This window comes from Natrarchaeobius chitinivorans (assembly GCF_003841505.1).
In the GTDB taxonomy this organism is placed as follows: domain Archaea; phylum Halobacteriota; class Halobacteria; order Halobacteriales; family Natrialbaceae; genus Natrarchaeobius; species Natrarchaeobius chitinivorans.
In genome coordinates, this window is the sequence record NZ_REGA01000005.1 from 115,526 (window position 1) to 139,716 (window position 24,191).

Consider the following 24,191-nt stretch of genomic DNA (forward strand, 5'->3'; position numbering starts at 1 on the left):
AGAGCGGGGGGATCAAGTGAGTTTCCGGACGGTTTCTGCGATGTCTTCGTCGTCCGGAACGACTTCCTGTTCGAGCGGCGGACTAAACGGCGTTGGGACGTCGTCGATACCGATGCGCTGGACAGGGAAATCGAGATCGAAAAACGCCTCTTCGGAGATTCTCGACGACAGTTCGGACTGCATCCCGAAACTGAGCGGTGTATCGTCGACGACGACACATCGTCCGGTCTTTCTAGCGCTGGCCGCTATCGTCTCGACGTCGAGTGGGTCGATCGTTCTGGGATTTACGACTTCTACGCTGATTCCTTCGCTCTCGAGTCGTTTTGCCGCCTCGAGGGCGTTCCAGAGTTGTACCTGTGTGGCGACGACCGTGACGTCTTCGCCCTCACGCTCGACCGCAGCCTCGCCGATGGGAAGGACGTACTCATCGGTCGGAACGGGACCAGAGCGGTTGTAAACTCCCGAGTGCTCGAATACCATTACCGGGTCATCACTCCGAACGGCCGCTTTGAGCAGTCCTTTCGTATCGGCCGGCGTCGAGGCGCAAACCACTTTGATACCGGGAATTGCCGCGATCCAATTGTGCAGGGCCTGTGAGTGTTGTGCGGCGGCTTCGTATCCCATCGTGTTCTGGGTCCGAATTGTAAGCGGAATATCCAGTTTCCCGCCGAACATGTACCGCATCTTCGCGACCTGGTTGAGCAGCTGATCACCGGCAACGCCCAAAAACCCGGAGTACATTACTTCCACTACGGGTCTCATCCCTGTTGCGGCTGCACCGAGACCACTTCCAACGATTGCGACTTCGCTGATAGGAGTGTTTCGGACGCGGTCTTCTCCGAACCGTTCGGCGAGACCTTCGAGGGTGTTGAACGTCCCGCCGCGACCGGCGACATCGATTCCCTGGAGGAACACGCGGTCGTTTTGTTCCATCTCCTCGCCGAGCGTTTGACTGATCACCTCGCGGACGGTTAGCTCTTCAGTGTCTCCGCTTTGCGGAACCGAACTCTCGTTGGCGTTCACGTTGTCGCTGTAGAGACCGTTGTAGGCCGCTTCCGGTGCCGGCTGATCGCTCTGGCGTGCAAAGTCGACCGCGTCCTGGATCTCTGCTTCGATCTCGCGTTCTATCTCCTCGTACTCAGACTCCGTGAGCACGCTTCGGTCGATGAGTTCCTGCGGATACGTTCGAATCGGATCCTTCTGTCGCCATTCGTTCAGTTCGTCTTCATCGCGGTAGAACTCCGAGTCACCCTCGTGGTGTCCTTCGAACCGATACGCAATACACTCAATGAGGGACGGCCCCTTGCCGGCTCTGGCTCGCTCGACGGCCTCGGACGCCGCGCTATAGACGGCTTCGACGTCCATCCCATCTACCTGTACGCGGTTCACGCCGTATGGTTCACCGTAAACGGTTAAATCGTCGACTGATTCTGCCGGATGGTGGTCCTCGATGCCGGTCATCTCCCCGTATTGGTTGTTCTCGATGATCCCGACGAGCGGAAGGTTCCAGAGTCCAGCGAGGTTGAACGCTTCGTGAAATGCCCCTTGGGAGAGCGCCCCATCGCCGAAATACGAGACTGCAACCTCGTTACTATCACGCATTTTAGAAGACAACGCCGCTCCGGTGGCAATTGGAATGCCGCCGGCGACGATTCCATTCGCGCCGAGCATCCCGGCGTCGACGTCGGCGATGTGCATCGATCCGCCTTTGCCGTTGCAGTATCCAGTCTCCTTTCCGTACAGTTCGGCAGCCATTCGGTCCGTCTCGAGACCCCGTGCAATACAATGTCCGTGGCCCCGGTGGGTACTTGTGATGTAATCGTTCTCGGTGAGCGCCTGTTCGACCCCCACCGCGATCGCTTCTTCACCGATGTACAGGTGGAGGAACCCGGGAACTTCGCCGTCGGCGAATCGGACCTGCATCTCGGATTCGAACTCCCTAATCCGTCGCATCGTACGCAGCAACTCGATCCGATCCTGATCGTCGAGGTCGGACTGTTGCTCCTCTTGGGAACTCATAGCAACCGTATCTTCCGACTCATCGTATATAAATGCGAGGGCAAACGGAATTGTCGCTCCGTACTGCATCGGATCGTTCTTCGAACCGGCATTCTTCCGTTTACCTCGACCGGTTAGGACAAATCACAGCGATTGATCGGCAACTTATACGGTTTACTGCACCGATTAACCGATGCGACCACCGGACGGTCGCGGCTGTACCGCCAACGACGTACAGCAGGCCGGATCAACTCATCCGTCCCCACTCGAGCGAAAACGAGACGTCGTCGGAGAGGGAGCGCTTGACGTAACAGGCCCGCTCGGACTTGGTAACCGCCTTCTCGATCGTCGTATCGTCAACGTCTGTCTCGAGTCGCAGGTCGATGTCAACCGCTTCCAGCGGACCGTTCTCTGGTTGACCGGTTACGTTGCAAGCGATACCTCCCATTTCGATACCGTCGTTTTCGGCCACCTGACGAAGTGTCAACGAGACGCACGAACCGAGCGCGCCGAGGAGGTGATCGACCGGCGATGGTGCAGTTCCCGTTCCACCGACCGATTCCGGTTCATCGAACGTCGTTGACCCGTACACGGTGTGGTATCGGCCTGCAAACTCTCTTTGGTTTTCGACTTGAATCTCTCGATCTGAGAGATCAGCGTTTATCTCGTTGGTTTCCGGGATTTCGGCTGGTCCGGGCTGGACCGTGACGCCCTCAGAAAAGAACTCGAGGAGGCATGCAGTGTCCGTCATCATGTCGACGAGACTGTCGAGGAATCGAGCGGCGTCGGCCCCGTTGACCACTCGGTGATCGAACGACAGGCTTAGTGACATCGTTCCGTCGGCCCGAATCCGGCCAACGCCAAGGATAGCGATTTCCGGCGGGTTGATGATCGGATCGAAGTTGTCGACGCCGAGCGGTCCCAGGTTCGAAATCGTGAACGTTCCGTTCGTGAGGTCGTCCGTCGTGAAATCCCCGGACTGAATCCGTTCGGTCCGCTCTGAGCGAGCCGTGCTGACGGCCTCGATGCTTTTTTCGGTGACTGTCGGAACGACCGGCGTGACGAGGCCATCTTCGACGTCAACCGCCACACCGACGTTCACTTCGTCGATGAGTTTGTGCTCGCCGTCTTCGTAAACTGCGTTGAACTCGGGATGGGATTTCAGACACTTTCCAACCGATTTGATCAGGAGATCTGTCAGCGAAATGTCCACTCCTCGACTCTTCGCTGCTTCTCTGACGTTTTGGAGGACCTCGGTGTCGAACGAACGGTTCAGTGTGACGTGGACGGCATTCCGATAACTCTCACCGAGCCGTCGTCCGACCGTCTCTTGCATACCCGACGTCTCCGCGACCTCGCGAACTGTCCTCGTCGCCGCGGCGTCGTCCTCGGTGGCTTCCAGGTGATCGTCAACGTCGTCTTCAGTTACGACGCCGCCCGGTCCGGTGCCGGAAACGGTCGTAAGGTTCACGCTCCGCTCTTCGGCGAGCCGTCTGGCACCCGGCGTCGCGCGAACGTCCGTGGAGTGTTGGTTTGCTTTCTCCCCACTCTGGTTTCCACCCTCCGAACTTGCCTCGTCCGGCGATCCCGAAGCGGATACCTCGGCCTCCGATCCGGTCGTCCCCCCGTTCTCGATCACAGCTTCGCTCAGGGGTTGTCCGAGTTCGTCTTCGAACGTCGAGAGATCCTCGTCCGGGTCTGCCAGAATACCCATCGCGGTTCCCGGCGAAACCGTCGTTCCTTCTGGGGTGAGAATTTTTCGAAGCGATCCTGCCTCTCGAGTTTCCACTTCCCTTGTCGTCTTCTCGGATTCAACGAGGGCGATCACTTCGCCTTCGTCTATCGAAGTACCTTCGTCGATTTCCCAGCTCAGAACTTCACCTTTGTCCATTGACATCCCTAGCTGAGGCATGCGGATGAGATATCCCATTCTTGCCCGATGTTCCGAATACTTGGTTAAAAGAATACGCATTGCGGTGAGATTAGCCGCACACGACTGTTAGAGTAGCTCTGGATCTCCCGTGGTTGGATTCGAACGGTTCTGATCCTGCAAGGGCCCCTTCGATTACCGCCCCTACACGTCCAGTTAGGTTAAAAAAAGGATAACTTATTCCGGCGGTACAGCGAGAGCTCTGGTACCGCGGAGGACTCCAGTTCCGCAGCGAACGCGATCGTCTCAGCGACTTCCTCTGGTTCGGTAATTTCCCCTTCGTCGTATTTGTCTGCCCAAACTTGCGTCCTGACTTCCGATGGGTGGACAACCGTGACGCCAACCCCTCGTTCTCCCTCGCTCGCGAAGAGACTCAGTGCGAACCCTCGAATCCAACTTTTTGTGCCAGCGTACACAGGATTTTGGGGATATGGATATTCGGCGGCGTAGCTGCTGACAAAAATGAGATTCCCGCCAGACTCTCGGAGGTGGGGCAGCGCGGCTGTGGTCGTTAGAAAACTACTGCGGGCGTTGGTCGCCTGCATCACTTCGAAGTCTTCGACCGATGTTCGGTCTATCGTTCCGCCGCTGCTTCTCCCGACGTTGCTAATGGCGACGTCGAGACTACCGAATTCGTCGACTGCGGCCCCGACGGCGGCTTCGACGTCGTCACGGTCTGTGGCGTCGCCCGGTGCCGCTACCGCCCTCGCGCCCGTCTCCGACTCGATCGAGTCCGCGACATCTTGGAGTCGATCTTCCCCCCGCGCCATCAGAACGACGTCGGCTCCGCGTCCGGCGAGTTCGCGTGCCGTTGCCCGTCCGATTCCGGCACTCGCGCCGGTGATAATTGCAACGTTTTCTTTTAACCGCTCTTCGGATTCCATGGTGTCCTAACGATCGGATAGGAGTGTCTTAAGCGTTTGTACGATCGTAGTTCGCCGAAACCAGAAGCGACCAGTAATCGAATTCACAACGGTACGTTTATCATTTCACTGGCGACCGGGACTTTCAACGGCAAATTGTGATGGTACGTTTATCATTTCACTGGCGACCGGGACTTTCAACGGCAAATTGTGAGTTACATCCCCGAAAACGCGTCTCGATTTACCACGTCGATTTCGCCGATGGTCGCCGGAGCCGTACAAGAGGCAGCGTACGCGATGGCGTCGGCGATGTCCTCTGCCTCGAGCGCCTCCCCCTCGTCGTATGAATTTCGATTCGCGTCCCGATACTCCGATCCGAACATCGTTCGCGTGTTTCCAGGATTCACGACCGAAACGGAGACGTTTTCACGGCCGAGTTGACCGGCGAGGCTGAGTGCAAACCCTCGTGTCCACCACTTGGAAGCGGCGTAGACCGGGTATTCTGTCCGGGGAAACTTTCCAGCCGAACTTCCGACGAGTACGAGGTTTCCTGTCGACTCGATGAGGTGGGGTGTCACTTCACGGGCCGTGAAGAACATCCCGTCGACATTGACTGACGTGACTGCTCGGTAATCTTCGGTCGTCATCTCTGCGATCGGACCGCCCCGGCCCGTGCCGGCGTTGCTGACGACGACATCTAACCCCCCGAATTCTTCTACGGTCCGCGATACCATTCGTTCGACCTGACTTTCGTCGGTTACGTCAGTTGGAACTGCGAGTGCGTCTCCGTCTTCTTCCTCGCCGATCGTTTCCGCGACGGTTTCGAGGCTGTCCTCGCTGCGTGCCGCGATCGCTACGTCAGCACCCAGCGATGCCAACTTCCGTGCTGTTGCACGGCCAATCCCCGAACTCGCACCGGTCACAAGCGCTCTCGAATCATTGAAGCCGTTTTCTACAATCTTCGATGACATCTACCTCTGCCAAAGTGGCCTCGTATATTATTTGTTGTGGTGTTCATTCCCCGTTCTCGCCGGTTACAACTGATAGGGATTATCGTAGCCTCCCGGAGGTCTCGAAACCGGGCCCTCGACACTGTGTCTCGGTTCTTCAGCGGGAAACTATGAACTCCTACGATAATCCCTATGAGTAGTCGCCGAAATCAAAGCGGAACGGTGCCCTGTTGGCGACCGAATCAACTGATGGATGGCAGATAGGGGCGCACTTTATATTTACTCGAGTTCGCTATCGTAATCGATTTCATGGCACGCTATTTGTTCTTGCCAGTGCTCGGGAACGGAAGTCGACGTTCCGTCATCGTCGTCGCGAATCGCTTGCACTGTTCGAGCTGTCGCAGCCACGTCCCCGTCTGCTCGTATCTCGTACTCCATTGTGATACTACTCTCGCCGATATTGTCGACGCCGAGCGCGACGAGCACGTCCTGATCGAGTTCAATCGGGGCTGTATAGTCGATAGCCAGTCTCACAATCACAGTATCGGTTCGCTCTAATCGTTCACCGACGACGTCACGAAAATACTCCAGGCGTGCAGCCTCGAGATAACTGGCGTACACGGCGTTGTTCACATGGTTCATCGCGTCGATGTCGCGATAACGCGTCTGAATTTCGGTTTCGTAATTGTACGATGTCACATTCGAATCCGTTGGATTGAACGCGCAATAGTGTTTCGGCAACACCATGCGGGAATCGCTGGTAAGGGGTGCAACACCCTGCCCGGAAACCCTTTGTTTCATAATGTGAAATACATACTGAGTCCTCATAACCCCCAACGATCGGTATTCGAATCGTTGGTGGGAAAGTGTGTGTTCGTATGATCATTACCTCATAACGATGGCAAACGATATAAATATACAAAATAACGTACTGAACTTCCAAAGATACGGCTCGCTCCGAAACGCTGTTTGAGTCTTCGCTTTATGAAATATTACAAGAGTACTTTTGTAAATACTGTGCCGGTCAAGGTGTACCACCATCCGGAACCCTCTAACCACTCGGCCTACCGAACGCCCGGCCATCAGATCGTTGATATCCAGTGAGGACATCAGCTTTTACGACCGTACCTTTGTAATGTATTGTTTCCAATGGCACTAGTGCAAAGGGTGAGCGACACGTGACGGTCCAGCCACGGTTTCAATTGTACCGAGTTGAGGGTTTCGTCGTCACTGATACGATATCTGCGAAGCTGTTTCGGTGCCTCCGCTTCTGAACCGTCCCGACTATTTCACATCGTGAAATGGTGGCCGGCGGGAGTCATCGCGTTGAGAGAGCCTGGTGGATCACGATACGGTCGAGTTGGGGCTGGCTTTCTCCTCTTTGATCGTCAAAGATCCACGCGAGTATCGATCAACTGTCGGCGATCGATCGAAGACGTGATTGGGCACCCCTGACGATGTTCCACGTCGTGAAACGCGGCTTGTTACCAATCAACAGATTGCTGTCCGATCAGAAACCCGTTGGTTGCAACTTTCGTCGCGTACCTGACTTACTCACGAGTCGGGAACGACGGACGGAACGCCGTTCTTTTTGAGTTGAGTGGCGATCGAATTTCGTTGTATCTCGTCTGTCCCGCCCGCGATCCGATTGAGGCGGGCGAGACGATACAGATACTCCAGTTCGTGTCCTCGCACGTACCCATTCGCTCCGTTTATTTGCACCGCCTCGTCGACAACGTGGTCGACCATACGCGCTGCGTAGAGCTTTGCGATGGACGCCTCCATCCGAGTCGGGAATCGATCCATTTCGACGGCGCGGCGTGCAGCCTGATGGGTCAGGGCACGAGAGGCCTCCAGTTGCTTTACCATCTCGACGAGTTTCCACTCGATCCCCTGGAAGTCGCCGATCGGTTGATCGAACTGCGTCCGATTCTGTGCGTACTCGAGTGCCTGCTCCAGCGCGTTTGCGGCGATGAAGTTGCATTTCGTTGCGATTCCGAGCCGCTCCCAGTTGAGCGCCTTTAGTTGTGTGCCCCCGAGTTCGTCACCGTCCAGAAGGATATTCTCTTCAGGGATTCGAACGCCGTCGAAGTAATAGTGCGCCTGGGTGTGTCCGGCCATGTTCGTAAACGCCTCGAGTTCGACGCCTTCTTTATCCAAGTCTACGACCACGGTGCCGATCCCTTCGTCGAACTTGGCCCAGACGACCGCCGCATCCGCTGCCATCCCGAAGCTGATCCAGGTTTTCTGACCGTCCACTCGGTATCCGCTTTCGACTTCTTCGACGGTCGTTGACATCGATCGGATGTCGGATCCTGCGCTGGGCTCGGAGATGGCGACGGACACGAGACTCTCACCGTCGATTACGCCGGGGAGGTACTTTTCCTTCGCAGTTGCAGTCCCGAACAAATCTATCTGCCTTGGCGCGACCGTGTGTTGAATGTTGAATATACGGGCGGTATCAGGACAGACACGGCCGACGACCTCCGCCATCAACAGGGCATCGTACTCCGACATTCCGGCTCCCCCGTACTCCGGGTCGAAGTTGATGCCGAGAAACCCGTGGTCGGCGAGAGTTTCGAGGTTCCGCCACGGAATTTCGTCACTCCACGTGAACGCCTTCTCGTCGAATTCGTTTCTCGCCAGGTCGTCGAGGGCGTTTACCATCATCCGTTGCTCGTTGGTCAGATCGTACATTACTGGCCTCAGCTTTCCGTCGTGCCATAATAAGGATACCGACGTGAGAAAGACAGCCCGCACGTCTGTGCAAGTCGATTGTTGTCTGTACGCAGCCTCCCTGATTGTCGGCTTGAGGACTACTCAAGGAGCGAACTCGGGGATAGTGCGTGAGGAATACCCTGAATCTCGTACGAGGGGTAATTCGAACCCAGCCCAAAGGTGGGGATTACGGCGTAATTCGATAGTTTCCGCCGGTCGTAACCGATAGTTCGCTCTCGGGTGGCAACACGACGGTCGTATTCTCGGCTTCGAGGATTGCCGGTCCGGTTATTACGTCACTGTGCCTGAGTGCGGAAGCTCGGTAGACCGCGCATTCTACCGTCCCACCGTCGAAGTACGCGTTACGTTGTGCGTGAGGCGTCACGGGGTCCGACGTCGGCTCACCACCGCTGACGACCCCCTTTCCGGCGTCGACCTTTCCTACCGCTTCGATCCGCCAGTCGAGGAACTCAACGTCCTGTTCCATTCGGAACCCGTAGACGTCCTTGTGTTTCTCGTGAAACTGCTCAACGAGCGCGTCAAGATTTTCGGACGTGATTCGTTCGACGGGAAGTTCGACTTCTAGTTCCCAGATTTGTTCGGGGTATCGTGCGCTGACGAAGCCGGTTCGCGACCGGTTCGAGTCGGCGACGTTCATCCGGTCTAGAAACGCTTCGGCGTCCGAACGAAGGGTGGTGAGCACATCGTTTACGTTGTCGAAATCGAACTGATCACTCCGACCGAACTGGCTTGCCGTGAAATCCCGGCGAACGTCGGAGAGGATCCCCCCGACCGAACTGACGACGCCGGCCTCGCGCGGCAGAAAGACCGAATTCGCCTGCATCTCGCGGGCGATACCAACGGCAAAGAGGCCGAAGGTTCCGCCGCCGCCGAAGAGTACGTAATTGCGGGGATCGATTCCACGCTCGATCGTTAGCTCTTCGATTCCGTTGACAGATTCCTGCATCGCTCCTGCATAGATGGCGTGTGCGGCACTTCCGACGTCAACGTCCAACGGTTCGGCGACCTCGTCACGAATCGCTTCCCGTGCGGCTGACCGATCCACGTCCATCGTCCCACCGAGGAAATACTCTTCGTTCAGATAACCGAGTACCAATGCGGCGTCTGTTACTGTTGGATCGGTTCCGCCACGCTGGTAACAAGCCGGTCCAGGGACGGAACCCGCGCTCTGGGGTCCCACATGGAGAAACCGTCCTTCGTCGACCCACGCGATGCTCCCGCCGCCGGCCCCGACGCTCGTGACGTCGATCTTTTCGATACCGAGGAGGTAATCGTCGCCGACGGTCGCGTCCCGGGTCCGCGGAATGACGCCGTCATCGACGACGCCGATATCGATGCTGGTGCCGCCCATGTCGACTGCGATCGCGTCCGTTCGTCCGAGTTCCGCTTCCGTCATCTCCGCCGCCGCGACCGGGAGCATCGTTGGTCCCGAGTCGACCGTCCAGATTGGCGTCTCCCGGACTTCCGAGGGATCCAGTACACCGCCGTTTGCGGTGATAACTAGCAGTTCCTCCTCGAACCCGCGGTCGTTCAACCGGCGTTCGAGATCCGCGAGGTAGCTCGACGCGATCCGAGTCAGTGACGCGTTGATCGCGGTCGATGACGTCCTTCGGTACTCCCGGATGACCGGATTGACCTCGTGACTGAGCGAGTAGGGTATCTTGGGCGCGACGTCTTCGATAATCTCGCCGATGCGCCGTTCGTGACGAGGTTCGACATGCGCCCAGAGCAACGAAACCGCGATTGCTTCGACATCGTCTCGGTCAGCCAACCGCTCAACGGCTGATCTTGCCTCCGCTTCGTCGAGCGGTGTAACGCACTCTCCTTCAGCGTTTATTCGCTCGTCGACGCCGACAGTGAGTGCTCGAGGAACGAATGGATCGGGATAATCACGGTCCCAGTCGTAGGGGTCTTCTTTCCCTCCATCGCGGAGCCACAGAACGTCTTTGAACCCCTCGGTGACGATTAGCCCCGTCGTATCTGTTTCGCCCTCGATTATCGCGTTCGTGGAGACAGTCGTTCCGTGGACGAATCGGTCAGTTCGTTGGAGAAATTCTTCGAGCGACAACCCATGATCAACTGCCGCTTTCTCGATGGCGGTGAGCAATCCGTCCGGAAGGTCACCGTGGGTAGTCGGTGATTTGTACGAGTTCGTCACTCCTTCCTCGTCGCAGACGAAGAGATCGGTGAACGTTCCCCCGATGTCCGATGCCAGTTGAAAGGTCATTGTACCCCCCCGCCGTCGCCGTTTCGGGAGCGCCTTGTCGCTTCCCAGTCGATTTCGACGACGTCTCCTTGCTTCGAGAGAACGACGCCGTACACCGTTTGCGCACGCTCGAGAGAGATCAGTCCTTCCTCGGCGTCCTTTCTGACCGCTTCGGGATTGCGCTCGAGGGGATCGCCATACCCGCCGCCACCGGAGATTATGCCTCGAATCCGTTCGCCGGGTTCGATCTCGACGACGCTTGTTCCTGGTAGTTTGACCTCGTCACCGTCTGCTGTCACTTTCATTGCCCCCGCTGAGCCACCCTCGCCGCCACCCTGGACGCCCTGTGGTGGATACTCGATACCATCAGCGATGTACGCTGCCGTCATCGGATCGTTTCGGGGCCCGTACTCGCAAACTGATCCCGGTGCCCCCCTGAACCGACCCGCCCCTTCCGTATCCTGAAGGGTTTCGTTTCGCTCGATGAGAATCGGGAACTTTCGTTCGTCGATTTCAACGCTATCCCGATGCATGACGCCCGCCGCACCTGGCAGGCCGTACATCACCCATCCATCGTGCCCGTACACGCCTGGTCCACCACCGCCACGGAGGATGATCTGGTTGACGTAGGGTTCGTCGTCGTGTCGGAAGTCGGTTCCCGATATCACCGCAGCGTTCGGCGGGATCCCAGTACAGCCTTCGGCGAGCCCGTATGGCTCGCCCAGTTCACTGAACGCCGCTTGCACCGCATTGAAGAGTACCCCACTGACGTTCGTGGTCGACGTGGCAGTCGCCGCTGGATACTCCGGTTCCCCGACGACGGTCCCCTTACTCATTTTGACTGAGATTCGGTCAATGCTTCCGTGGTTTCGGGGCGTGTTACTGTCGACGTTGTTGAACACACCGGCATAGGCACCGGCGACGGTCGTTGCCTCGGTCAGATTGAACCCGGCAGGAACGTTCGCCATGCTGTCGGTCAGGTCGACTATGATTCGTTCCTCGTCCGGGTCGATGCTCAGCTTCACTCGTACCGGAATTCCCTCCTCCGCACCCGGAACGGGGTCGTGACGTGATACGTGTTCGACGGTTGCGTCCGGGAGCGTACCAATCTCGTCGCGCATCATCGATTCCCCGTACTGCAACCACGCTCTCGAAAACTGTTTGATCATTTCTGGACCGTACCGGTCACAGAGGTCACGAATCCGCTCTTCGCCGGTTCGTATCGACGCTATTTGGGCTCGGTAGTCCCCATACCATTGTGTGTCGCCTGCGCGGATGTTCAACTTGCACATCCTGACGATGTCCTCGCGGTCCTCGTAGTCCTCCTGAACTTTGACCGACGGGAAGTGCATCGCCTCCTGATAGACGTTTTCGGCGTCCGGCAAGTAGGTGCTCGGTTCGTTAGCCCCGATGTCCGCTTGATGTGCGCGACTGACAACCCAGAACAACGGTTCGTCGTCGTAGAAGACAGGAGCGTGAAGGGTGTAGTCCGCGTGATGGGTGTTGCCTGCGTACGGCGAATTCGTGAGGAAGCAATCTCCTGGGCGAATTTCGTCGTGTAATTCTCGTGTACGGCGCGGCACGAAGTGAACGTTCACGAGATGAACCGGTAGTCCTTCGTCGATCATGAACTGTCGCCCGTCGAACAGCGTAATTGCTGACGAAAAATCTCTCGCCACCGAAATCACGCCCGAGCGCGCTGATCGGAGAAGCGACTGAGTCATGTCGCGAGTGGCCATCTCGAATTTCTTCGACAGCACTGTCATCAGATACGGCTCGATGCCGTAATCGTTGTCTTCTACCGAGTCTCCATCCGTTTTATCGGCGACGACATCGCTGTCGCCGTCGGAAGCTGCGTCGTCTCCCATGCGAGAGCTACTCCCACCCACGGTAATAGTGGTTATGTCTATAATTATACATGATGTAACAGAATGAAGTCGAATCAACACAGAAAAATCCACCGACGTAGGCAGTCTTCGACAACGGATCGATTCTGGGACGGATCGTGATGGGTCCATTTCTTGGTCATTTGCCGTCTCCCTCGGTCGAATTCCCCTCTCGAGCGATCGTTGTTCGTTCCGGCGGATTCCACTCTCGAGTTACTGCTGTTGCGGCTCAAGCGGTCCTGTTCCCGCTCTTTCGGCGAATGGTACCACCGAAAAGTTTTTCCGCGCTACGGGTTACCATCCGTACTGATGCGCGATTACGAAACATTAGACGTCTCACTCGACGGTGACGTCCTCCGAATTGCGATCGATCGGCCAGAGGCCGCGAACGCGATCAACGCCACGGCCCACGAGGAATTCACGCACGTCTTCAAGGACGCGTACCGCTCGGACGCGAAGGTCATCGTTCTCACGGGTAACGGCGATGCGTTCTGTGCTGGAGCCGACTTCAACTACCTGGAAGAACAACATGCTCGCGGCATGCCCGAAGCCTTCGAGATGTACCGCCAGGACGTCGACCTTATCCGGGACATGCTCAACTGCCACAAACCAATTATCGGACGGCTCAACGGACACGCTGCAGGTCTCGGCGCGACGATTATGCTCTTCAGCGACATCATCGTCGCCAGCGAACAGGCCAAAATCGGCGACACACACGTGAAAGCGGGACTCGTCGCGGGAGATGGCTGTACGGTTATTATGCCACACCTCATTGGGATGAACAAAGCCAAGGAGTTGCTGATGACCGGTGAACTCGTTCCCGCGGACGAGGCGGCCGAACTCGGTCTGGTCAACTACGCTGTTCCCCATGAAGAGTTGGACAAGAAGGTAGACGAAATGGTGGACAAACTGCTTTCAGGGCCGCAGACGGCGATCGGCTACACAAAACTCGCGTTGAACCAGTGGCTTCAGCAGGGAGTCGACGATTACCTGCTAGAATCACTCGCATTCGAAGCCCTGAGCCAGCGACACGACGATCACACGGAGGCCGTCGAAGCGTTCCTCGCCGGGCGCGAACCGGATTTCCCGAGCGCTTCGGAACGGGACTAACCGTTACCTGGTGCACGACTCGTTGACAAATTCACGACTGAAAATCCGATGACTGATTCACGATTGATCGATCGATACCGTGACCGAACGTCGAACTCGAGGGATCTATTCGAGGAGGCTACCGACGTGTTTCCTGGGGGAGATACGCGGGCAGCGACCTACCACAGGCCGTATCCTTCCTTCATCGAGTCCGCTGAAGGGTACACGCTGACGACCGCGGACGGTGAGGTCCTGCTCGATTTCCTAAACAACTACTCCACGGCGGTCCATGGCCACGCTCCGGAACCTATCGTCCACGCGATCACCGACCAGGTCGAACGCGGAAATGCACTCGGAGCGCCGACGGAGGTAGCAACTGAACTTGGCCAGCGACTGGTTGATCGAGTTCCATCTGTCGAATCTGTTCGCTTTGCCAACTCCGGGACAGAGGCAACGCTCACGCTCCTCGAAGTCGCAAAAGCGGCTACGGGTCGAGAACGCGTCCTCAAGGTCGACGGCGGTTACCACGGACACCATCCCGAGGTCGACGTCGGGCTCCCCTCGGCGGATCACCGCGGTCGCCACCCGGAAAACGTAGGGACGGAGACGGTGGCGTACAACGACGTGGACGCGTTGAAAGACGTCTTCGCGGAGCACGGCGAGGAGTTTGCCGTCTTTGTTCTCGAGCCGATACTCGGTGCCGGTGGCATGATCCCCGCGACGACCGAGTACCTCGAGACGGCTCGAGACCTTACGACGGATACGGAAACGCTGCTAGCATTCGACGAAATCCAAACTCTGCGGCTGGCACCCGGTGGAGCTCAGCAGCGGTACGGGGTAGAACCGGACCTAACGGCACTGGGAAAAGTGATCGGTGGCGGACTTCCCGTTGGCGCGTTCGGTGGCCGCCGCGAGATCATGGATGTCTGCCATCCCGAGCGCAGGTCGGTCGTTCACAGCGGAACGTTCACGGCCAATCCGGCGACGATGGCCGGCGGCGTCGCCGCCCTCGACATGCTCGATGAGGGAGCCATTTCGGACCTTAATCGGCTTGGCGCGACGCTTCGCCAGCGCGTGACGGAAATCGCTTCTGCAGTCGACGTTCCGCTCACCGTTACCGGCGACGGTTCGTTTTTCCAGGTGCACTTCGCGGATGAGCCGATCGATCGGTGGGACGACGTTCCAGACGATCAGGTCGCGAAACGGATCCTGTTCATGGCGATGCGAACGGAGGAAGTGTTTATCGCTCCTCGTGGCATGGGTAATCTCTCGACACCGATGGCGGAGGCGCAACTGGACACGTTCTGTGACGCGTTCGAAACCGCACTCGAGGCAGTCGAAGCGGCGAACGTGTAGCGAGGGGACCAGCAATCGACGTGAGAGGCGAGCCGAACCGAGTTCGTTCGACTGATACGGTTTGCTGTACCGATGTACCGGCACACCTGCGACCCGGGCGGCGGGTGCGTCGGTACTGACGTACAGTAAACCGTATGAGAAACGGATCGTACCCGAGATCCAGTTTCCCAGTCGCCTACCCCACAACCAACTTTATGTACCCTTGATACGACACTGTACAGTAATGCAGTTCGCAAGTTTTGAAGTTCGAACCAGAGTCGGCACCGAACGCCGCGTCGGCGTTCTGCGCGAGGAAACGCTCGTTGACGTCACGGAAGGATACGCCGGCCTCCTGGCGGAGCGGGGTGAACAGGCCCCCCAACGGCTGGCGAACGCTATCGCTCCACCAGATATGCTCCAATTTCTGAAAGTTGGTGAACGTGCACGCGAAGCCGCCGAAGAGGCAGTGTCGTTCGTCGACGGGACGGACGCTGAAACGGGACCGTCCGCGGCCCAGTATCAGTACGGTCTCGACGACGTTCGGCTGTTGAGCCCCTTGCCGCGTCCGAACTCCATCCGCGACTTCATCGCCTTCGAAGATCATATCGGCCACTTCGCGCCCTCAATCCCGGACGAGTGGTACGAACTTCCGGTCTACTACAAGGGTAATCCGGATAGTGTCCTGGCCCCCGGAGAAACGATCGAGTGGCCGACCTACACCGAGAAACTGGATTACGAACTCGAACTCGCCGCCGTGATCGGAATGCCTGGCCGTAACATTCCCGTAGAGGAGGCTATGGATCACGTGTTTGGATTCACCCTTTTCAATGATTTCAGCGCCCGGGACATTCAAAGTAAGGAACGTCGTGTCGGACTCGGTCCGTCGAAGGCCAAAGACTTCGCGAACGGATTCGGCCCGGTTCTGGTAACCGCCGACGAACTTGACATCGACGACACCGAATTGCGCTTGCGAATCAACGGCGAAACCCACTGTGTCGGTAACCTGGGTGATATGTATCACTCGTTCGACGAGATCGTCGCACACGCTTCGAAACACGAGATGCTACAACCTGGCGACGTCCTCGGAAGCGGAACGGTCGGCGGCGGATCGGGTCCGGAAAACGGCCGGTGGCCTGAACCCGGCGATCTAATTACGCTCGAAGCCGAGGTGATCGGAACGTTAGAACACGAGATCGGCTCGCCTTGATAGGGCGCTGGGGTGGCTCTGACGCACTTCGAACGGCGAATTCCGAAAGACCACCTTTTGGACTACTTCGTCATCTGTGACACGTTAACCCCGTCGATAGATATATAATAGCCGGCGTTCAGGTACGTCTCATGCGATTTGCACACGTGTGTCTATGGGCATCGGAGTTCGAACAGTCAATGGACTTCTACCAAGAGGTACTCGGGTTTGACTACTCGAGGGAGTTCGAGGGATCCTCGTACCAACGAAACGTACATAACTACTACATTGCCGACGAGTCCGGGACCGAAATCCAGTTCAAGCGTCCGGTCGACGGAGCCGAGCCACCGAATACTCGGATGGATCACGTCGCCGTGGAGGTAGACGACGTTGATCGGGCGGTCGAGCGCATCGATCGAGATTCGACCTGTCCGGTCATTAAGGGGGCCACGACGCTCGAAAAGACGAACAACCGGTTCGCATTTGTCAAGGATCCAAACGGGTACCTAGTGGAACTCGTCGAGTTCAGGTAACGGTCGCTCCAAGCGCTCGTCGATCGGTGGTAAACTTGTGGGAGTAGTGATTGAGCGCGTGCTTGTGCACACCGGATAGCACCAACCGATACTTCCTTTCGATATAAGATCCGGGACATACTTATACGATAACGTACAACGTGATTTGTATGTCCGAAATGGGCTGGGAGAAGTATACCGAATTACCGATAGACGAGAGCTTCGACTACGGAACAAGATTCGCTGTAAGTGATACCTTCGGATCGGAGAACGTTCGAATGAGCGTTTTCCGGTTCGATCCCGGCGAACGCGGTCCGCGACACTACCACAACCCGCCGGGCGAGGAATATTATCTTATTCTAGATGGGAAACTGGACATCCATATGGAAGACGAGATTGTCGAGGCGGGTCCCGGAACGATTCTCTATACGCCCTCGAACAAGGAACACTATCCGGAGAACACTTACGACGAACCTGCGTACTTGTTATCGGTATCAGCACCGAAAATTCCGCCCGGTTCAGAGGAAGGTATCACGATCGTTGAAGACGTCGAGGATGTCTGATACGGAATGCTGTACCTGTTTACCGGAGCGACCGCGGGACGGCGACCGGTCTTCGGAAATGACTCACAGTAAGCCGTATGAGGAGTCCAAAATCCGCACATCATACAAGCGTCGCTGATAGTGGCGTTCCCTCTCATCGACTGGTTCGACTTGGTTGGACTCGCTGGTGTGACGCTGCGGGGTCACATCACCTCGATACCGTGTTCGGGCGCTCGGTCTGTAGACGTTGACGGGGCGTTGCAGAGCCGTCAAAACGGAAACCCCCCTTTTCGTCGGGAACGGTAAGTATCGCAGGAACAGCCGTTTTCGAAACAACCATAATGCCAAAATACCAGAACCCCAAATAGAACCCCGATGAGCAAAGTTGAGAGGTTAGATAAGTATCACTTCTATACTCGGGACTGGGAGGAGTACGACGAACTATACGAGTGGTTCGACTGGACCGCCCCCGAGCAGTTCAACATCGCCGATTACGTCGTCGACAGATGGGCCTCAGACCCAGAGCGAATCGCTCTGTTCCACGACGCTGAGAACACGACTCCCGACGAGCGGACGATTACCTTCCGCCAGTTGCGAGACGAGACAAATAGGTTCGCAAATTACCTCACCAATCTCGGAATCGAACGTGGTGATCGGGTCGCGATTAACGCCTCCCAGCGACCGGAGACATTGATCGCTCACGTGGCAACGTGGAAAGTCGGTGCGGTGTCAGTACCGTTGAGCACGCTCTTTGGCCGGGATGCGATGGCGTATCGCCTCAACGATTGTGATGCCAGCGTTTGCTTCGTCGAACGATCCAATCTCGATACGATCCGCGAGGTGCAATCGGACGTTCCATCGCTCGAGCGGACGATCGTTCTGGGCGATGTAACGACCGAACCCGACGAAGATGGCTACCGGAACGTATTAGACACCCATTCTCCGGAGTTCGAGACGGTTCCTACGAGCCCGGAAGACGACGCCATCATCGCGTACACGAGCGGAACCACCGGAAAACCAAAGGGGGTACTTCACGCTCACCGGTTTGTCCTCGGAAGTCTCCCCATTTTCGTGCTCTCTTCGTGCAATCTGACGCTCGAACCGAATGACCGTTTCTGGGCCCCCTCAGACTGGAGCTGGCTCGGTACGCTGTTTGTGATCGTCTTCCCGGCGTTGTTTTACGGAAAACCGGTCCTGGCGTACGAAAGCGGGGAGTTCGACCCTGAGGCCACTCTCGAACAGATCGAGCGCCACGAACTGACGAACGTACACGCCCCGCCAACGGCACTTCGAATGCTGACCCGGGTCAACGATCCGTCCGCTCAGTACGATCTCGACACTGTTCGGAACATCTCCACTGGCGGCGAAGCAGTGACTGAGGAGACCCGGAGGACACTCAACGAGGTTTTCGACGGGGTCACGGTCCACGAACGCTACGGTCAGACTGAGGTCTGTGGGTTCATCGGCGAGTGTACCGCTCTCGGTATCGGTCGCGACGGTTTCATGGGTCGTCCGATTCCTGGCCACAACGTTGGGCTGGTTGAGCGTGGAACGACAAACAAACTTTCAGAACCCGGCGAAGTCGGGGAAATCGCCGTCGAGTACGAGGGAAACCTCTTCTGTATGAAAGAGTACTGGAATGATCCGGATGCGACGGCAGATAAGATCATCGACGGTTGGTTGCTGACCGAAGACCTCGGTACCCGAACGACGGACGGATACTACGCGTTCAAGAGCCGAAAAGACGACGTGATCATTAGCTCTGGTTATCGGATGGGCCCCGAGGAAATCGAGGATACCGTGGTGAAACACGATGCAGTAGACGACTGCGGTGTCGTCGGCGTTTCGGACGAGACTCGTGGTACGATCCCGAAAGCGTTCGTCGTGGTAACGGACGATAGCGAACCGTCCCAGAGCCTACGGGAATCTATTCAGCAGTTCGTCAAAGATCGACTGGCACAGTACGAGTACCCACGGGAGATCGAGTTCATAGAGAGTCTTCCGAAGACGTACACCGGGAAGATTCGACGGGAGCCATTAAAAGAGGAGACCGACTGAGTATCGTTCATTGTCGGGTACAGAAACCGAACACCCGTGTCACGCGTCAATACTCTCAAGTCGCCGACCGGATCAAACGGTTCATACGGTTTCCCGTACGTCAATACCGATGCACCCGCTGCCCGGGTCGCGGGTGCGTCGGTACAGCAATCCGTATCACAGCCGGGAGGATTGACCGTAATCTTTAATCACACCGGAAATCGACATCCCGTCGATGAATCAATCAATAGAAAACCGGCTGACCGATGAGCAACAGCTTCTCGTTTCGTCGGTCGAACAGATTGCAGAACAGGAATTCACTGATCAGGCGTTCACGTGGCAGGGCGAACACCCGTGGGAAAACATCGAGACGCTGGCAGAGCACGGGTTCATCGGTGTTAACTTCGATGAGAAGTACGGTGGTGGTGGGATGACGGAGTACGAGGCGGTGTTGCTGATCGAGGCATTGTCCCAGTACTGTCCCGACACGGCTGACGTCGTCTACAGCTTGCATTTGGTCGGGCCGCTGTCTGTACACGAACTCGGCTCTGAATCTGTTAAAGAGGAGTACCTGCCGCGGGTGACGTCCGGGGATACGCGGATCGGCATCGCGATCTCCGAACCCGAGGCTGGATCCGACGCACAGTCGATGACGACAGCCGCTGAACCCGAGGGCGATGGCTACGTACTCAGCGGTGAGAAGACCTGGCTTAGCGGAATGTCGGACTCGTCAGCCGTCGTTCTCTGGGCACAGTTCCCGGATGGGATGGGATCACTCCTGCTGGACCTCGAGGCCGACGGGGTGAGATGCGGAGAGGACTTTACCAACATGGCAGGTCACACCCAGACGCAACTGTTTCTCGATGACGTTTACGTACCGGACGAGCACGTGCTCGTCCACGGATCCCAGTTCAAAGAACAACTGCGAGCGCTCAACTGGGAGCGGGTCGGAAGCTCGACGCTTGCGACCGGAATCGCGACCTGCGCGTTTTCGAAGGCTTACGAGTACTCGCGCGACCGAACGCAGTTCGATCAACCGATCGGCGACTTCCAGGGAATCGGCTGGAAGTTAGCGGACATGCTCAAACGGATCGAGGCGTCACGAGCCCTCACTCACAGTGCAGCTAGAGATGCAGTCAGAGAGGGTCGCGCTCCGACGCGTCTGTCCGCGTCGATCGCAAAACTTCACTCTTCGGAGATGGTCGAAGCGGTCGTCAGCGAGGCGTTACAGATCCACGGGGCGAACGGGTACATGAAAGGTCACGAACTCGAGTATCTTTATCGTCTGGCCAGAGGACGCAGGATCGCCGCCGGGACCGACGAGATCCAGAAGGAGGGAATCGTCGCGGAACTCGAGCGCGGGTCGCATCCTGCTACACGAAGTTAACGTCGTCACTGGACGTCAACGAAGCCCGTCGCATTCGGGCTGTACGATCGCCGTGTGAATCGTTTCAGTGCTGCTGCCACCCGATTGACCGCGAGAACTCGTGTGACGTGGTAGGTCAGCGGGGGGTGGTAATTTCCTGAGTTCTACTAATTCTCAATAGCACCGTCTCGAGGGATCTACTAATATTCAGATACAAATCATAAGAGTATATTAATTAGTATTATATGCCCGTACTGTACATGACGATACGAGGTATGGCAATAGATAACACCAGGCGTAAGTTTTTGAAAGCAACGAGTATCGGCGTCGCCGGTACGATGATTGCCGGTTGTCTCGGGGAAGATGACGACACCGGAAACGGGAACGGAAATGGCGATGGGAACGGCAGTGGCAATGGAAACGGGGATGATGATGATGGAGCGACGACTTGGGTTATCGGGGGGTCGTCAGAAGGGTCATTCATCAACACATACACCGAAGCGTTCGCTGCTGAAGTCGCTAACCATTCGGATCAACTAGAACTCGATCCGGTCCTCTCGCCAGGATTCGTGTCGAATATAAACCGAGTGAACCAGGGTGAGCGCGATCTGGCCGCGTCATACCATTATCTTCCATATCTTCAACCTCGGGGTCAGGGGGAATTCGAAGAGGATGGCGAGTTGGGTGAACTCGAAAACGACATTGTCAGCACGCTGCCGCCGATGCACATTCCGACCAACACTATCGCAACGTACGCCGAAAACGACGACATCGAGACGATCTACGACCTCGAGGGGATGACCGTCGGACTGGACGTGCAAGGCGGCGGAAACACAGTTCAGCTCCTGCAAATGATGGAAGCCGCTGGCATCGACGCGACATGGGAGTTCCACACTTTCGACGAACGAAACGAGGCGATGCTCGGCCAACGCGTGGATGCACAGAACTTCATCATAACGAACGGGGAATCCGTCTCCGGTGCAGTTGCACCGGCATTCGAAGAACTCGATCTCAAGTTCGTAGATATCCCGGAAGACGTACGTGATGCTACTCAGGAGGAGTATGGTCACATCCAGTTCGGTGAAGTTCACGGAGAGGATATCGGTAACGTCGATCCTCCACATCCACTGGGAGACGCCCACGGTATACTACTCCCGTCGACGACCGTCGCTCGTGCGGACGCAGATTCGGATTTGGTCTATGAGTTCGTCTCTAGTGTATTGGAAAATCAGGAGGCGCTCGGAGATTATCACGCCCATCTTGAGTTGTTCGGTATTGGCGATGGTCGCCACGACTTTCAGGGTGTTCCCGATGGGACACCGTTCCACGACGGGGCGATCGAATACTTCGAGGAAGCGGGAATCGATTATCCGGAACAGCCGTAACGTACCGGCGTTCATCCCGTTGTCTTCCCCGAACTATTATTACGGATTGCGACCACACACCCATAAGAATGAACACTGTAGAAAAAGAGTATGTAGATCAGGAATCCGATAGATACAGCCCGTCACTCGAGACACTCACAGATAAGCTGATCTTCGCTGTCGGAGTGTTTACTGGCACGCTCTGTATCTATTTCCTGTACACTCGTCCGGTCACCGAGGTAGAATACACCAACGCGTACATCGGTCTAATGTTCGTCCTCTACTTCCTACTCGAAGCCTATCGCGTACCGTCAGTCGACAACTGGAGTTATAAAACGTGGGCAAAGAACGTCGTGTTCGTGGTGGCCATGATCGCGGGAATCGCTGGTATCCTCTACGTTCAGGTCATGTACGACGCACTCGCTTACGAACGGTTCGCCATTTACACTACCGCCGACACGCTCGCTGGTGCTGGTATCCTTTTCGCCACGGTCGTGGCCACCCACCGAGCGTTCGGAAACATCATCACGGGCGTCGTCCTGTTCGTGATATTTTTCACAGTCTACGGCCAGTACTTCCCGGGAATTCTGAACCACAGCGGCGACTCGTGGACGAACTGGGTGTCCATGACGACGCTCGAATTCACCGGAGTATACCACATGATTTCACAGATTGGCGGGACGTGGATCTTCATCTTTTTGCTGTGGGCGGGTCTGATAGAAGAGCTGGACTTTCTCGAGGTTCTATTCGATATCGGATTCCTCTTCGGTAGTCTGGTCAAATCCGGGGTTGCACAGACCGCGGTCGTCGCGAGTATGTTGATGGGCTCGATTACCGGGTCGCCAATGGCGAACATCGCAGTCACGGGTTCGTTTACCATTCCACTGATGAAAGAACGGGGCCTCTCGGGTCGGTTGGCCGGTGCGATCGAATCGTGTGCGTCAACGGGGGGGATGGTTCTTCCGCCGATCATGGGTTCGGTTGCGTTCATCATGGCGAACTTTCTCGGAATCCCGTACGCGGATATTATTATTGCCGCTGCAATTCCGGCGTTGCTGTTCTACGGGGCGATTATGGTCTCGGTTCATCTGATCGTTACGAACTATCCCTCGGATCTTAACGTCGACCGGGAGATCGACAGAAACACGATCATCAAGAAGGGAACACCGATGGCTCTCTCTCTGATTGCCCTCATCTACATGCTCGTTGAACTTCGTTATCCACCGGGAATTTCCGGAGTGTATGCGATCGCGATACTCGGGATCAGTCAGCTGGGCGTCTTGGCTGTAGTCAGCGACGACATCGTAGCACAGTTTAAGCAGTTCGCTGTCCAAGTGATCCGAGGACTGGTCACTGGATCGGTCAGAATGGCACCCCTCACGATTATCCTCGCCGGTATGGGTATCGTCATTACGTCGTTCAACTACACCGGAATGGGGTATCGGATCTCCCTGTCGATCGTCTCGCTGGCTGCTGGTAGCGTTATATTGTTGCTCGTACTCGTCATGATCTCGGCGATCGTTCTGGGCATGGGAATGCCCACCGTCGCGGCCTACCTGGTTACGGTGACGCTCATCGCCCCCGCTATGGTCGAAGTAGGCTTCGCCGAGATCACGGCACACTTCTACGTGTTCTACTTCGCGATGCTCGCCACCGTCACACCTCCGATCGCGCTTGGTCCGGCTATCGCTTCTCAGATTGCGGAAGCAGACTTCATCCAAACAGCCCTCACGGCGGCGAAGATCTCGATTCCGCTGTTCTTACTGCCGTACATCTTCGCGTTCAACGAGGAACTGCTTCTCATCGATGGCTGGAATACCGCGATCACCTTCGTTCAAACGATGATCGGCTTCGTGATCATTTGTTACGTTCTCTTCTCCTCGTTCTCCAGGTGGGACAGGCCCGCCCGGATCGGTATCCGTTCGACGTTGTTCGGAACTGCGTTCTTGATCCTCTTCTCGAGCCAGATCATTGCCCTCATTGCTTGAGGCGTTACTGCCGTCGAATTCCGTATTTTGTAGAATTATAGTAGCTACTGGAAGTCGATGTCCACCTGATCGCACGACGTGAGCGCGGTTCGGAGTGCACGCGGTTCGAAGTGAGCGAAGCGAGCGAGAACCGCGGAATGGTGAGCGGGGAGGAACGACCCGCGAGCGAGTGGACGAGTGAGAAATGCGAAGATGCGAAC

The 24,191-nt window shown here is 56.7% G+C and carries 17 protein-coding genes; 9 read left to right on the forward strand and 8 right to left on the reverse strand.

Translation table 11 applies throughout. From position 1 onward, the window contains the following. Nucleotides 1-12: 12 nt before the first annotated feature. The 8 genes from EA473_RS07980 to EA473_RS08015 all read right to left on the reverse strand — a co-directional run bounded on the left by EA473_RS07980 (nt 13) and on the right by EA473_RS08015 (nt 12,554). A complete protein-coding gene (locus tag EA473_RS07980; protein ID WP_165875230.1) occupies nt 13-2,019 on the reverse strand; it encodes an alpha-ketoacid dehydrogenase subunit alpha/beta in 2,007 nt (668 codons plus the stop codon). Between the two features lie 226 nt (nt 2,020-2,245). Then, the gene (locus EA473_RS07985; protein WP_341538988.1) at nt 2,246-3,970 is read right to left on the reverse strand and encodes a 2-oxo acid dehydrogenase subunit E2; all 1,725 of its coding nucleotides are present in this window, start codon (nt 3,968-3,970) and stop codon (nt 2,246-2,248) included. Between the two features lie 119 nt (nt 3,971-4,089). Continuing rightward, nucleotides 4,090-4,812 (reverse strand): SDR family oxidoreductase, encoded by a 723-nt coding sequence (locus tag EA473_RS07990; RefSeq protein WP_124195138.1) that lies wholly within the window; start codon nt 4,810-4,812, stop codon nt 4,090-4,092. A gap of 194 nt (nt 4,813-5,006) precedes the next feature. Next, complete coding sequence (locus EA473_RS07995; protein ID WP_124195139.1) at nt 5,007-5,762, reverse strand: SDR family oxidoreductase; 756 nt, start codon at nt 5,760-5,762, stop codon at nt 5,007-5,009. 258 nt (nt 5,763-6,020) lie between these two features. After that, on the reverse strand, nt 6,021-6,542 hold the full coding sequence (locus EA473_RS08000) for an acyl-CoA thioesterase (protein ID WP_341538989.1): 522 nt from the start codon (nt 6,540-6,542) through the stop codon (nt 6,021-6,023). Between the two features lie 753 nt (nt 6,543-7,295). Then, nucleotides 7,296-8,438 (reverse strand): acyl-CoA dehydrogenase family protein, encoded by a 1,143-nt coding sequence (locus EA473_RS08005; RefSeq protein WP_124195140.1) that lies wholly within the window; start codon nt 8,436-8,438, stop codon nt 7,296-7,298. Between the two features lie 208 nt (nt 8,439-8,646). After that, on the reverse strand, nt 8,647-10,707 hold the full coding sequence (locus EA473_RS08010; protein WP_124195141.1) for a hydantoinase/oxoprolinase family protein: 2,061 nt from the start codon (nt 10,705-10,707) through the stop codon (nt 8,647-8,649). Further along, on the reverse strand, nt 10,704-12,554 hold the full coding sequence (locus tag EA473_RS08015; protein WP_165875231.1) for a hydantoinase B/oxoprolinase family protein: 1,851 nt from the start codon (nt 12,552-12,554) through the stop codon (nt 10,704-10,706). Before EA473_RS08015 ends, EA473_RS08010 begins: the two co-directional genes overlap by 4 nt. Nucleotides 12,555-12,881: 327 nt before the next feature. Here EA473_RS08015 and EA473_RS08020 point away from each other — a divergent pair, with 327 nt between their 5' ends. From EA473_RS08020 to EA473_RS08060, 9 genes are all read left to right on the forward strand, one after another. Then, nucleotides 12,882-13,682 carry an enoyl-CoA hydratase/isomerase family protein gene (locus EA473_RS08020; protein WP_124195143.1) on the forward strand — a complete coding sequence of 267 codons (801 nt, stop codon included), beginning with the start codon at nt 12,882-12,884 and terminating at the stop codon, nt 13,680-13,682. Between the two features lie 48 nt (nt 13,683-13,730). Continuing rightward, nucleotides 13,731-15,017 carry an aspartate aminotransferase family protein gene (locus EA473_RS08025; RefSeq protein ID WP_124195144.1) on the forward strand — a complete coding sequence of 429 codons (1,287 nt, stop codon included), beginning with the start codon at nt 13,731-13,733 and terminating at the stop codon, nt 15,015-15,017. Nucleotides 15,018-15,240: 223 nt separating this feature from the next. Further along, nucleotides 15,241-16,203 carry a fumarylacetoacetate hydrolase family protein gene (locus EA473_RS08030; RefSeq protein WP_124195145.1) on the forward strand — a complete coding sequence of 321 codons (963 nt, stop codon included), beginning with the start codon at nt 15,241-15,243 and terminating at the stop codon, nt 16,201-16,203. 131 nt (nt 16,204-16,334) lie between these two features. Further along, a complete protein-coding gene (locus tag EA473_RS08035) occupies nt 16,335-16,715 on the forward strand; it encodes a VOC family protein (protein WP_124195146.1) in 381 nt (126 codons plus the stop codon). A gap of 149 nt (nt 16,716-16,864) precedes the next feature. Beyond that, entirely contained in the window at nt 16,865-17,257 is a 393-nt protein-coding gene (locus EA473_RS08040) for a cupin domain-containing protein (RefSeq protein WP_124195147.1), read from the forward strand. 354 nt (nt 17,258-17,611) lie between these two features. Beyond that, the gene (locus tag EA473_RS08045; RefSeq protein ID WP_124195148.1) at nt 17,612-19,294 is read left to right on the forward strand and encodes an acyl-CoA synthetase; all 1,683 of its coding nucleotides are present in this window, start codon (nt 17,612-17,614) and stop codon (nt 19,292-19,294) included. 214 nt (nt 19,295-19,508) lie between these two features. Next, entirely contained in the window at nt 19,509-20,660 is a 1,152-nt protein-coding gene (locus EA473_RS08050; protein ID WP_124195149.1) for an acyl-CoA dehydrogenase family protein, read from the forward strand. A gap of 254 nt (nt 20,661-20,914) precedes the next feature. Continuing rightward, nucleotides 20,915-22,024, forward strand: a complete 1,110-nt coding sequence (locus EA473_RS08055) for a TAXI family TRAP transporter solute-binding subunit (RefSeq protein ID WP_165875232.1) — start codon at nt 20,915-20,917, stop codon at nt 22,022-22,024. Nucleotides 22,025-22,092: 68 nt separating this feature from the next. Then, a complete protein-coding gene (locus tag EA473_RS08060) occupies nt 22,093-23,991 on the forward strand; it encodes a TRAP transporter permease (RefSeq protein WP_124195151.1) in 1,899 nt (632 codons plus the stop codon). Nucleotides 23,992-24,191: the final 200 nt, after the last annotated feature.